The sequence below is a fragment of the Streptomyces sp. RP5T genome, from assembly GCF_003933965.1.
GTDB lineage: Bacteria > Actinomycetota > Actinomycetes > Streptomycetales > Streptomycetaceae > Streptomyces.
In genome coordinates this window covers 1-12,889 of sequence record NZ_RSAJ01000230.1, presented here as the reverse complement: position 1 = coordinate 12,889, position 12,889 = coordinate 1, and the positions used below count along the sequence as shown (strand labels likewise).

Here is a 12,889-nt window from a genome sequence, read left to right as displayed (position 1 = left end):
CCCCTGCTGCACGACCGCCCGGAACGCCGTGGCGAAACGGCAGCCCAGGGAGGCGGCCGTGGCGAAGGACATGTCCTGCGGCACGGCCACGAGGTTCACGTCGGCGTGGTCCAGTGCGACGTACTGGGCGAACGAGCCCCAGTGGGTGAAGCCGGGCTGTGTCTGGCGCTCGCAGATCTGGTGGTCGCCGGCCGCGCAGGACGCGCAGGTGCCGCAGGCGCAGACGAAGGGGACGGTGACCCGGTCGCCGGGGTGCCAGCCGCGCACGAGGGGGCCGACCGACTCCACCACGCCCGCGAGTTCGTGGCCCGGCACGTGCGGGAGGGTGATGTCCGGGTCGTGGCCCTGCCAGCCGTGCCAGTCGCTTCTGCACAGCCCCGTGGCCTCCACCCGCACGACCGCTCCGTGCTCCGCCGGGCGGGGGTCGGGCACGTCCCGCACCTGTGCGGGTTCGCCGTACTGTTCGAAGACAACCGCTCGCATCCACGTCTCCCTGGCCGTTCTCGTCCGACGGTCCATCGTGACCGGTCACCGGTCCGCCGCCCGCACCCGGCCCCAGGACTCTTGGAGAAATACCCCCTAGGGGTATAGGCTGTGATGCAGTAACCCCACACGCCTCCACGAGGAGAACGACATGACCGCCCAGACCGACACCCCTGGCTCCGTCACCGCCGTCTACAAGGTGAGCGGGATGAGCTGCGGGCACTGTGAGGGTTCCGTTTCCGGCGAGATCTCCGAGATCGCGGGTGTCAGCTCGGTGAAGGCGGTCGCCTCCACCGGCGAGGTGACGGTCGTGTCGGCGGAGCCGCTGGACGAGGAAGCCGTGCGGGCCGCCGTGGACGAGGCCGGTTTCGAGCTCGTCGGCAAGGCCTGAGCGTCACGGGAAGAGCTTCGGCGGGCCACCGGCCCGCCGATGCCGGCCACACAGTTCACCGCGTCCCCGAGGGGCGCGGACGAACCGTTTCGGGAGTAGGGAACATGTCCACCACGGCCCCGATAGCGCCCGTGTCCGAGGTCGAGCTCGTCATCGGCGGGATGACCTGCGCCTCCTGTGCCGCCCGGGTCGAGAAGAAGCTCAACCGGATGGACGGCGTCACCGCCACGGTCAACTACGCGACCGAGAAGGCGCGGGTCGTCTACCCCGCGGGGGTCGAGGTCGCCGACCTGATCGCGACCGTCGTGAGGACGGGCTACACGGCCGAGGAGCCGGCGCCCCCGGCGGACCGGCCCGACGGCCCCCAGGACACGGACCCCGAGCTCGCCGCCCTGCGGCAGCGGCTCCTCGTCTCGGTCGCGCTCGCCGTCCCCGTCGTCGTGCTCTCCATGGTCCCCGCCCTCCAGTTCGACAACTGGCAGTGGCTCGCGCTGACCCTCGCCTCCCCCGTCGTCGTCTGGGGCGCCTGGCCCTTCCACCGCGCCGCCTGGACGAACACCCGGCACGGCGCGGCCACCATGGACACCCTCGTCTCGGTCGGGACCCTCGCCGCCTACGGCTGGTCGCTGTGGGCCCTGTTCCTCGGTGACGCGGGGATGCCCGGAATGCGGGAGCGGTTCGAGTTCACCGTCGGCGGCATGGACGGCGCCTCGACGATCTACCTCGAGGTGGCCGCCGGGGTCACCGCCTTCCTCCTGCTCGGCCGCTATCTGGAGGCCCGCGCCAAGCGCCACGCGGGGGCCGCCCTGCGGGCCCTGATGGAGCTGGGCGCCAAGGACGTCAGCGTGCTGCGGGACGGGCGGGAAGTGCGCGTCCCGGCGGAGCGGCTGGCGGTCGGGGACCGGTTCGTCGTGCGGCCCGGCGAGAAGATCGCGACCGACGGCACCGTCGTCGAGGGCGCCTCGGCCGTGGACGCCTCCATGCTGACCGGCGAGTCGGTACCGGTGGACGTCGGCGTCGGGGACACCGTCACCGGGGCGACCGTCAACGCCGGCGGCCGGATCGTGGTGGCGGCGACCCGGGTCGGGGCCGACACGCGGCTCGCGCGGATGGCGAAGCTGGTGGAGGACGCACAGAACGGCAAGGCGCAGGTGCAGCGGCTCGCCGACCGGGTCTCCGCGGTCTTCGTGCCGGCCGTCCTTCTCATCGCGGCGGCCACCTTCGGGGCCTGGCTCGGCACCACCGGGGACACCGTCGCGGCGTTCACCGCGGCCGTCGCCGTACTGATCATCGCCTGCCCCTGCGCGCTGGGCCTGGCCACACCGACCGCGCTCATGGTCGGCACCGGGCGCGGCGCCCAGCTCGGCATCCTCATCAAGGGGCCGGAGGTCCTGGAGTCCACGCGGCGCGTCGACACCGTCGTCCTGGACAAGACCGGCACGGTCACCACCGGCCGGATGACGCTGCACGAGGTCCACTCCGTCCAGGACACCGACGAGAAGCAGCTGCTGCGGCTCGCGGGCGCCCTGGAGCACGCCTCGGAGCATCCCGTGGCCCGGGCGGTGGCCCTGGGCGCCGAGGAGCGGGTCGGCCAGCTGCCGCCGACCGAGCGGTTCGAGAACGTCCCGGGCAAGGGCGTACGCGGCCTCGTGGAGGGCCGTGAGGTGGCCGTGGGGCGCCTGTTCGACGCACTGCCCGCCGAGCTGGCCCGGGCGCGGGAGGAGGCCGAGCGGGACGGCCGTACGGCTGTCGTGGTCGGATGGGACGGGGTGGCGCGCGGGGTGCTGGCCGTCGCCGACGCCGTCAAGGGGACCAGCGCGGAGGCGGTGCGGTCCCTGCGGGCGCTGGGGCTCACGCCGGTGCTGCTGACCGGGGACAACCGGACGGTGGCCGAGGCGGTGGCCCGGGCGGTCGGGATCGACGAGGTGATCGCCGAGGTGCTGCCCGAGGACAAGGTCGACGCCGTGCGCCGGCTCCAGGGCGAGGGACGGGTCGTCGCGATGGTCGGGGACGGCGTCAACGACGCGGCCGCGCTCGCCGCCGCCGACCTCGGGCTCGCCATGGGGACCGGGACCGACGCGGCGATCGAGGCAGGGGATCTGACGCTGGTGCGCGGGGACCTGCGGGTGGCCGCGGACGCGATCCGGCTCTCCCGGCGCACCCTGTCGACGATCAAGGGCAATCTCGTCTGGGCCTTCGGCTACAACGTGGCCGCGCTGCCGCTGGCCGCGGCCGGGCTGCTGAACCCGATGATCGCCGGGGCGGCGATGGCGTTCTCCTCGGTGTTCGTGGTGACCAACAGCCTGCGCCTGCGGTCCTTCCGTTGAGGATCCTTTGACGGCCCCCCCTCTGGAGTCCGGAGCCGCGCTCACATAAGCTCTTCACAAGACTCGCGCATCGTCCTTACGCCGGGGTCCCATCCGGGCTCTTGCGTATCTAACGGACATTTGCAAGAGACGCAGATCACAGTGATGCGAACGTAACCATCGAAGGGGTTCGAAGGTCTAAGTTGGCGATGTCAGGGAGCGTCTTGGGGGGCGCCGACTGACGTCTGAGGATGTCTTGGGGGACTTCCTCGGAGCTGCGTTGCCGGGGCACGCACTTAGGGAAGCTTTGAGCGGCCCTCCCGACCGTGCGCTGTCCCGGCAGACCGCACCACATGAGTAGATACGAACGGTTGCGCTCGTTCTCTCAAACCGCAGTACCAGCAGTACCGGAAAGACAGCGATTCAGGCGCTGGTCTCTCAGACGCCCGGCCGGATCCCGTGGGGGGAATCCGCACCGGGACATGGGAAGGCGCCCTGGACGCCGGCCCGTGGGGGGACCGTCGCCAGGGCGCCTTTCGTTTGCCCTTTTCCGCGCCCGCGCGTTCCCCGGGAACGCCGAAGGGGCGCCACCGAAGCGACGCCCCTCAGCTCACCCGCAGGTGTCAGCGCTGCTCGACCGGGACGAAGTCCCGCTCGACGATCCCCGTGTAGATCTGGCGCGGGCGGCCGATGCGGGAGCCCGGCTCCTTGATCATCTCGTGCCACTGGGCGATCCAGCCCGGGAGGCGGCCGAGGGCGAACAGGACCGTGAACATCTCGGTCGGGAAGCCCATGGCGCGGTAGATCAGGCCCGTGTAGAAGTCGACGTTCGGGTAGAGGCTGCGCGAGACGAAGTAGTCGTCGGAGAGCGCGTGCTCCTCCAGCTTGAGCGCGATGTCCAGCAGTTCGTCGGACTTGCCGAGGGCCGAGAGGACGTCGTGCGCGGCGGCCTTGATGATCTTCGCGCGCGGGTCGAAGTTCTTGTAGACCCGGTGACCGAAGCCCATCAGGCGGACGCCGTCCTCCTTGTTCTTCACCTTGCGGATGAAGGAGTCGACGTCGCCGCCGGAGGTCTGGATGCCCTCCAGCATCTCCAGCACCGACTGGTTGGCACCGCCGTGCAGCGGGCCCCACAGGGCGTTGATGCCGGCGGAGATCGAGGCGAACATGTTCGCCTGCGACGAGCCGACGAGGCGGACCGTGGAGGTCGAACAGTTCTGCTCGTGGTCGGCGTGCAGGATGAGCAGCTTGTCCAGGGCGGAGACCACGACCGGGTCGGGCTCGTACTCCTGCGCCGGGACCGAGAAGGTCATGCGCAGGAAGTTCTCGACGTAACCGAGGTCGTTGCGCGGGTAGACGAACGGGTGACCGATCGACTTCTTGTACGCGTACGCCGCGATCGTCGGGAGCTTGGCGAGCAGGCGGATCGTCGAGAGGTTGCGCTGCTTCTCGTCGAAGGGGTTGTGGCTGTCCTGGTAGAAGGTGGACAGCGCGGAGACGACCGAGGACAGCATGGCCATCGGGTGGGCGTCGCGCGGGAAGCCGCGGTAGAAATTCTTGACATCCTCGTGCAGCAGGGTGTGCTGCGTGATGTCGTTCTTGAACACCGAGAGCTCGTCGACGGTCGGAAGCTCACCGTTGATCAGGAGGTAGGCGACCTCCAGGAACGTGGAGCGCTCGGCCAGCTGCTCGATCGGGTAGCCGCGGTACCGGAGGATGCCGGCCTCGCCGTCGAGGTAGGTGATGGCGGATTTATAGGCGGCGGTGTTGCCGTAGCCGCTGTCCAGGGTGACCAGACCGGTCTGGGCGCGGAGCTTCCCGATGTCGAAGCCCTTGTCGCCGACGGTGCTGTCGATCACCGGGTAGGTGTACTCGCCATCGCCGTACCGCACTACTACAGAGTTGTCGCTCACGTCATCCCTCACCGACGTTGTGCCTCTTCTTCGAGGTTGCCCTGACTGTCTCTACCATCCCCCATTTGGCGCAGGAGAGTGCACTCGGGGTCGGCCGTTGGGCGTATTGGCGGCACTGAGTGCCGCCAACTTGCTCATCCTGCCCCTCCCCACCCGCTTCCGGAAGAGCTCTGTGACCCACGTGACTCATTTGATCGATCATTTTTTGTGGTGTCTCACGATCGACGCCCGTCACCGGCCCGCGAGCCGGAAGTCCAGGGCCGTGCAACGGCGTCCCGCCGACACCGTGCGCACCGCCTGGCCGATCGCCTTGCGCGAGCCGACGAGGACGACCAGCTTCTTCGCCCGGGTCACCGCCGTGTACAGCAGGTTCCGCTGCAGCATCATCCAGGCGCTGGTGGTGACCGGGATCACCACGGCCGGGTACTCGCTGCCCTGGGAACGGTGGATGGTCACCGCGTACGCGTGGGCCAGTTCGTCCAGTTCGTCGAACTCGTAGGGCACCTCCTCGTCCTCGTCGGTCAGCACGGTCAGGCGCTGGTCGACCGGGTCGAGGGAGGTGACCACGCCCACGGTGCCGTTGAAGACACCGTTGGCGCCCTTCTCGTAATTGTTGCGAATCTGGGTGACCTTGTCGCCGACCCGGAAGACCCGGCCGCCGAACCGCTTCTCGGCGAGGTCGGGGCGGCCGGGGGTGATGGCCTGCTGGAGCAGGCCGTTGAGCGTGCCGGCGCCCGCGGGGCCGCGGTGCATGGGCGCGAGCACCTGGACGTCCCGGCGCGGGTCGAGGCCGAACTTGGCCGGAATCCGACGGGCCGCCACATCCACGGTGAGCCGGCCGACCTCCTCGGTGTCGTCCTCGACGAAGAGGAAGAAGTCCTTCATGCCGTCGGTCACGGGGTGCTGCCCGGCGTTGATCCGGTGCGCGTTGGTGACCACGCCGGACTGCTGGGCCTGGCGGAACACGCGTGTGAGGCGCACCGCGGGGACCGGGCCGCCCTCGGCGAGCAGATCCCTGAGGACCTCGCCCGCGCCCACGCTGGGGAGTTGGTCGACGTCCCCGACGAACAGGAGGTGCGCGCCCGGGGGTACGGCCTTCACCAGCTTGTTGGCGAGCAGCAGGTCCAGCATGGAGGCCTCGTCGACCACCACCAGGTCGGCGTCGAGCGGGCGGTCCTTGTCGTAGGCCGCGTCGCCGCCGGGCTTGAGCTCCAGGAGGCGGTGGACGGTGGAGGCGTCGGCGCCGGTGAGCTCGGCGAGGCGCTTGGCGGCCCGTCCGGTCGGGGCGGCGAGGACGACCTTGGCCTTCTTGGCGCGGGCCAGCTCCACGATCGAGCGCACGGTGAAGGACTTGCCGCAGCCGGGGCCGCCGGTGAGGACCGCGACCTTCTCGGTCAGCGCGAGCCTGACGGCGGCCTCCTGCTCGGGCGCGAGCTCCACTCCGGTACGGGTCTTCAGCCAGCCCAGCGCCTTGTCCCAGGCCACCTCCCGGAAGGCCGGCATCCGGTCCTGGTCGGTGCGCAGGAGGCGCATCAGCTGGGCGGAGAGGGAGAGTTCGGCGCGGTGGAAGGGGACGAGGTAGACGGCGGTCACCTCGTGGCCGTCGGGGCCGGGGACCTTCTCGCGGACGACCCCGGGCTCCTGCCCCGACTCCTCGTCGGGCGCGGCGAGTTCGGCCAGGCACTCGATGACCAGGCCGGTGTCGACCTGGAGGAGCTTGACCGCGTCGGCGATCAGCTGCTCCTCGGGGAGGTAGCAGTGGCCCTGGTCGGTGGACTGCGAAAGGGCGTACTGGAGACCGGCCTTGACCCGCTCCGGGCTGTCGTGCGGGATGCCGACGGACTGGGCGATCTTGTCGGCGGTGAGGAAGCCGATGCCCCAGACGTCGGAGGCGAGCCGGTAGGGCTGGTTCCTCACGACGGAGATCGAGGCGTCGCCGTACTTCTTGTAGATGCGCACGGCGATGGAGGTGGACACCTCGACGGTCTGGAGGAAGAGCATGACCTCCTTGATCGCCTTCTGCTCCTCCCAGGCGTCGGCGATCTTCCTGGTCCGCTTGGGACCGAGCCCCGGGACCTCGACGAGCCGCTTGGGCTCCTCCTCGATGATCTTCAGGGTGTCCGTGCCGAAGTGCTGGGTGATGCGGTCGGCGAAGACGGGGCCGATGCCCTTGACGAGCCCGGAGCCGAGGTAGCGGCGGATGCCCTGGACGGTGGCGGGGAGGACGGTCGTGTAGTTCTCGACGGTGAACTGCTTGCCGTACTGCGGGTGGGACCCCCAGCGCCCCTCCATCCGCAGGGACTCCCCCACCTGGGCACCGAGCAGCGCGCCGACGACGGTGAGCAGGTCGCCGCCGCCCCGGCCGGTGTCGACCCGGGCGACCGTGTAGCCGTTCTCCTCGTTGGCGTACGTGATGCGTTCGAGCACGCCTTCGAGTACGGCCAGCCGTCGTTCGCCCGTGGAGGCCCCCGCCTGATTGGACATGATCCGACGCTACAGGCGGGGTCCGACAGTGGGGAGCCCGGTGCGGTGATGTGCTGCCGTGCCGCTCAGTGGCGAGGGGAACACGTCACCTTCCGCATCGGCGTCGGGCCGGACCGGACCGGGCGGGGGATGCCGCGGGGTGCGGAAGAGGTCAAACCACCCCGGGCCCGGGGCAGGCCGCGACGCTCCGGACATCGTTCGGTGGCGCGCCGCCGCAGGGCACGTGCCGCATCCACCGGCCGCCCCGAACCCGCGGGTTTCCGGAGCTTCGCGGGCGGCGGCGCGCGGTCGGCGCCTGCGCCTGCGCCCCGACCGAGCGGGGCGCCCGGGTCGGGGGCCGGCGCCACGAGGCCGCCACCTGCCGGGGCCTCAGGAAACTCATCGGCGGCCAAAACGTCACGATCCGGTCTCGGGGTCTTGTCAATCGGCTTGTAATCGATTCCAATCCTCCGTACACGGAGTCGTGTAATCGATTCCAACAGTTCCACGAGGAGGTGGAGCGGCGATGGCGAGCATCAAGGACGTCGCAGCCGAGGCGGGGGTGTCCGTCGCCACGGTGTCGCGCGTCCTCAACGACCATCCGTCGGTCAGCGCGGACGCACGCACCCGCGTGCTGGCCGCCGTCGAGGCACTGGGCTACCGCCCGAACGCCGTCGCACGCTCCCTGCGCACCGACCAGACCCACACCCTCGGCCTGGTCATAAGCGACGTGCTCAACCCCTACTTCACCGAGCTGGCCCGATCCGTCGAGGAGGAGGCCCGCGCGCTGGGCTACAGCGTGATCATCGGCAACGCCGACGAACGGCCCGACCTCCAGGACCACCACGTACGGGGCCTGCTGGACCGCCGGATCGACGGCCTGCTGGTCTCCCCCACCGACGGCGGCTCCCCGCTGATGCTGGACGCCGTGCGCGCGGGGACGCCGATGGTGTTCGTGGACCGGTGGATCCCGGGCGTGGCCGTACCGGTGGTCAGGGCCGACGGGCGGGCCGCGGTGCGCGATCTCGTCGCCCATCTGTACGGTCTCGGGCACCGCAGGCTCGCCATCATCGCCGGGCCCGCCGCCACCACGACCGGCCAGGAGCGCGTGGCGGCCTTCCGGGAGGCCCTTGAGGCGTACGGCCTGGAGCTGCCCGAGGTCTACATAGGGCAGGGCGACTTCCAGGCCGACAGCGGGCGGCGGGTCACCGAGGGCTTCCTCGACCTGCCCGAGCCGCCCGAGGTCGTCTTCGCGGCCGACAACCTGATGGCGCTCGGCGCCCTGGACGCCGTACGCGCGCGTGGGCTGCGCGTGCCGGACGACCTCGCCCTGGCCGCGTTCGACGACATCCCGTGGTTCGTGCACACCGATCCGCCGATCACCGCGATCGCCCAGCCCACGGGCGACCTGGGGCGGACCGCCGTGCGCGCGCTCATCGACCGCATCGAGGGCCGGCCGCCCGCGTCGGTCACCCTCCCCGCCCGTCTCGTCGTCCGCCGTTCCTGCGGCGAGACCCCGCACGAGAACCCCGTAACGAACAGGAGCAAGTCGTGAGCAACGAGGACGAGTTGCTGCGCATCGAGGGCATACGGAAGTCCTTCCCCGGCGTGGTCGCGCTCGACGGCGTCGACTTCGACCTGCGCCGGGGCGAGGTGCACGTACTGCTCGGCGAGAACGGCGCCGGCAAGAGCACGCTGATCAAGATGCTGTCGGGCGCCTACCACCCCGACGGGGGCCGCGTCCTGGTGGACGGCGAGGAGGTGCACATCCGCGGGGCGCAGGACGCCGAGCGGCTGGGCATCGCCACCATCTACCAGGAGTTCAACCTGGTGCCGGACCTGACCGTGGCCGAGAACATCTTCCTGGGGCGGCAGCCGCGCCGGCTCGGGATGATCGACCGCAAGCGGATGGAGGCCGACGCCGAGGTGCTGCTGCAGCGCGTCGGGGTCACCGTGTCGCCCCGCGCGCGGGTGCGTGAACTCGGCATCGCCCGGCTCCAGATGGTCGAGATCGCCAAGGCGCTCAGCCTGGACGCGCGCGTGCTGATCATGGACGAGCCGACCGCCGTGCTCACCTCCGGGGAGGTCGACAAGCTCTTCGCGATCGTGCGCAGGCTGCGCGAGGACGGGGTCGGGATCGTCTTCATCACCCACCACCTGGAGGAGATCGCCGCCCTGGGCGACCGGGTCACGGTCCTCCGCGACGGGAAGTCCGTCGGCCAGGTGCCCGCGGCCACGCCCGAGGACGAGCTCGTACGCCTGATGGTGGGGCGGTCGATCGAGCAGCAGTACCCGCGCGAGCGCGGCGACACCGGAGCGGCCCTGCTGAAGGTCGAGGGGCTCACCCGGGACGGCGTCTTCCACGACATCGGCTTCGAGGTGCACGCCGGCGAAGTGGTCGGCATCGCCGGGCTGGTCGGAGCGGGCCGTACCGAGGTCGTGCGGGCCGTGTTCGGCGCGGATCCGTACGACAAGGGGACCGTGAAGGTCTCCGGGACCGCCCTCAGGGGTCACGACGTGGTCGCCGCGATGGCGGCCGGGATCGGGCTGATCCCCGAGGACCGCAAGGGCCAGGGGCTCGTCCTGGACCAGTCGGTCGAGGAGAACCTCGGTCTGGTGACCATGCGGACCGCCACCCGCGCGGGGCTCGTCGACCTCAAGGGGCAGCGGGAGGCCGCCGCGCGGATCGCCGAGCAGCTCGGGGTCCGGATGGCGGGCCTGCACCAGCACGTGCGGACGCTCTCCGGCGGCAACCAGCAGAAGGTCGTCATCGGCAAGTGGCTGCTCGCCGACACCAAGGTGCTGATCCTCGACGAGCCCACGCGCGGGATCGACGTCGGCGCCAAGGTCGAGATCTACCAGCTCATCAACGAACTCACCGCGGCCGGTGCCGCCGTCCTCATGATCTCCAGCGATCTGCCCGAGGTGCTCGGCATGAGCGACCGGGTGCTGGTGATGGCCCAGGGCCGGATCGCCGGCGAACTCGACGCCGGCGAGGCCACGCAGGACTCCGTGATGGCACTCGCCGTCAGCACGAACACCGTCAAGACCGAGAAGGAGGCCCCTGATGGCCACTGACACGCTCAAGAGCGGGGCGAGCGCGGGTGGCCTGCGCCGTCTCCTGCTCGACAACGGCGCGCTCACCGCGCTGATCGTCCTCGTCATCGCCATGTCGGCGCTGTCCGGCGACTTCCTGACCACCGACAACCTGCTCAACGTCGGCGTCCAGGCGGCCGTGACCGCCATCCTGGCCTTCGGCGTGACCTTCGTGATCGTCTCGGCGGGCATCGACCTGTCGGTGGGCTCGGTCGCCGCCCTGTCGGCCACCGTCCTCGCCTGGAGCGCGACCTCGCACGGGGTGCCGGTCGTCATAGCGGTCCTGCTGGCCGTGGTCACCGGCATCGCGGCCGGTCTCGTCAACGGCTTCCTGATCGCGTACGGCAAGCTCCCGCCGTTCATCGCGACGCTGGCGATGCTCTCGGTGGCCCGCGGTCTGTCGCTGGTGATCTCCGAGGGCTCCCCGATCGCCTTCCCCGACTCCGTGTCGCACCTCGGTGACACGCTCGGCGGCTGGCTGCCGGTGCCGGTGCTCGTCATGGTCGTCATGGGGCTGATCGCGGCCTTCGTGCTGGGCCGGACCTACATCGGCCGCTCCATGTACGCGATCGGCGGCAACGAGGAGGCGGCCCGGCTGTCCGGCCTCCGCGTGAAGAAGCAGAAGCTCGCCATCTACGCCTTCTCCGGTGTCTTCGCGGCCGTCGCGGGTGTCGTGCTCGCCGCCCGGCTCTCCTCGGCGCAGCCGCAGGCCGCCGACGGCTACGAGCTGGACGCGATCGCCGCGGTCGTCATCGGCGGTGCCTCGCTCGCGGGCGGCACCGGCAAGGCGTCCGGGACGCTGATCGGCGCGCTGATCCTCGCGGTGCTGCGCAACGGCCTCAACCTGCTGAACGTGTCCGCGTTCTGGCAGCAGGTCGTCATCGGTGTCGTCATCGCGCTCGCGGTGCTCCTGGACACCCTGCGCCGCAAGGCGGGGGCGACCCCGGTGGCCGCGGGTGCCGGCGGGCCGGGCGGCAAGGGGCGCCAGGCGGTGACGTACGGTCTCGCGGCCGTGGTCACCGTGGCGATCGTCGGCGCGACATCCTTCCTGCACAACGACTCGTCCTCGACGGCGAACCCGAAGGTGGGTCTGTCGCTGTCCACCCTCAACAACCCCTTCTTCGTGCAGATCCGGGCGGGCGCCCAGGCCGAGGCGAAGAAGCTGGGCGTGGACCTGACCGTCACGGACGCCCAGAACGACGCCTCCCAGCAGGCCAACCAGCTGCAGAACTTCACCAGTTCGAACCTGGGCGCGATCATCGTCAACCCGGTGGACTCGGACGCGGCGGGCAACTCGGTGAAGGCCGCCGACCAGGCGAAGATCCCGGTCATCGCCGTGGACCGCGGCGTCAACAAGGCCTCCGTGGACGCGCTGGTCGCCTCCGACAACGTCGCCGGCGGTGAGCTCGCGGCCAAGGCCATCGGCGAGAAGCTCGGCGGCAAGGGCAAGATCGTGATCCTGCAGGGCCAGGCGGGCACGTCGGCCGCCCGTGAGCGCGCCGAGGGCTTCGCCAAGGGCCTCAAGGCGTACCCGGGCATCCAGGTCGTCGCTCAGCAGCCCGCCGACTTCGACCGCACCAAGGGCCTCGACGTGATGTCGAACCTGCTCCAGGCCCACCCGGACGTCCAGGGCGTCATCGCCGCCAACGACGAGATGGCGCTCGGCGCGATCAAGGCGCTGGGCTCCAAGGCCGGCAAGTCGGTCTCGGTGGTCGGCTTCGACGGCACGCCGGACGGTCTGAACGCGGTCAAGGGCGGCACGTTGTACGCGTCGGTGGCACAACAGCCGTCCCAGCTCGGCAGAATCGCGGTGGACAACGCGCTGAAGGCCCTGCAGGGCAAGAAGGTCGAGGAGACCATCAAGGTGCCGGTGAAGGTGGTCACGAAGGAGAACGTGGCCGGTTTCACGGGCTGACGACGGCGTAAGGGCGGGCGGTCGCTTCGACCGCCCGCCCCGCGTCACTGACTAGGGGAGTCATTCATGTACGACTACGACCTTCTGGTCGTAGGGTCGGCCAACGCCGACCTGGTGATCGGCGTGGAGCGGCGGCCGGGGGCCGGCGAGACGGTGCTCGGCTCGGACCTGGCCGTGCACCCGGGGGGCAAGGGCGCCAACCAGGCGGTCGCGGCGGCCCGGCTGGGTTCGCGTACGGCGCTGCTGGCCCGGGTCGGCGACGACGGGCACGGCCGGCTGCTGCTGGACTCGCTGCGGGCGGCCGGGGTCGACACGGTGGGGG

General features: G+C 70.7%; 9 protein-coding genes. 6 read left to right on the top strand and 3 right to left on the bottom strand.

The genetic code is table 11. The annotated features are described in order from the left end of the window. Nucleotides 1-483: alcohol dehydrogenase catalytic domain-containing protein (locus tag EHS43_RS23260; RefSeq protein WP_125192708.1), on the bottom strand; the 483-nt coding region annotated here is incomplete at its 3' end. 151 nt (nucleotides 484-634) lie between these two features. Here EHS43_RS23260 and EHS43_RS23255 point away from each other — a divergent pair. Together EHS43_RS23255 and EHS43_RS23250 are read left to right on the top strand one after the other, a co-directional pair. After that, the gene (locus EHS43_RS23255; RefSeq protein WP_031037814.1) at nucleotides 635-874 is read left to right on the top strand and encodes a heavy-metal-associated domain-containing protein; all 240 of its coding nucleotides are present in this window, start codon (nucleotides 635-637) and stop codon (nucleotides 872-874) included. 104 nt (nucleotides 875-978) lie between these two features. Next, a complete protein-coding gene (locus EHS43_RS23250; protein ID WP_125192707.1) occupies nucleotides 979-3,201 on the top strand; it encodes a cation-translocating P-type ATPase in 2,223 nt (740 codons plus the stop codon). Between the two features lie 602 nt (nucleotides 3,202-3,803). Here EHS43_RS23250 and EHS43_RS23245 read toward each other — a convergent pair. Beyond that, nucleotides 3,804-5,093 (bottom strand): citrate synthase, encoded by a 1,290-nt coding sequence (locus EHS43_RS23245; protein ID WP_125192706.1) that lies wholly within the window; start codon nucleotides 5,091-5,093, stop codon nucleotides 3,804-3,806. Between the two features lie 231 nt (nucleotides 5,094-5,324). Continuing rightward, nucleotides 5,325-7,577 carry an ATP-dependent RecD-like DNA helicase gene (locus EHS43_RS23240; protein ID WP_125192705.1) on the bottom strand — a complete coding sequence of 751 codons (2,253 nt, stop codon included), beginning with the start codon at nucleotides 7,575-7,577 and terminating at the stop codon, nucleotides 5,325-5,327. 505 nt (nucleotides 7,578-8,082) lie between these two features. Between EHS43_RS23240 and EHS43_RS23235 the strand changes: the two genes are divergently transcribed. From EHS43_RS23235 to EHS43_RS23220, 4 genes are all read left to right on the top strand, one after another. Continuing rightward, complete coding sequence (locus EHS43_RS23235; RefSeq protein WP_125192704.1) at nucleotides 8,083-9,111, top strand: LacI family DNA-binding transcriptional regulator; 1,029 nt, start codon at nucleotides 8,083-8,085, stop codon at nucleotides 9,109-9,111. After that, entirely contained in the window at nucleotides 9,108-10,634 is a 1,527-nt protein-coding gene (locus tag EHS43_RS23230; protein WP_125192703.1) for a sugar ABC transporter ATP-binding protein, read from the top strand. The genes EHS43_RS23235 and EHS43_RS23230 overlap by 4 nt, the downstream gene beginning before the upstream one ends. Continuing rightward, complete coding sequence (locus EHS43_RS23225) at nucleotides 10,624-12,567, top strand: substrate-binding domain-containing protein (RefSeq protein ID WP_125192702.1); 1,944 nt, start codon at nucleotides 10,624-10,626, stop codon at nucleotides 12,565-12,567. Before EHS43_RS23230 ends, EHS43_RS23225 begins: the two co-directional genes overlap by 11 nt. Nucleotides 12,568-12,633: 66 nt before the next feature. After that, on the top strand, nucleotides 12,634-12,889 hold a 256-nt coding region (locus EHS43_RS23220; RefSeq protein WP_260470667.1), incomplete at its 3' end, for a PfkB family carbohydrate kinase.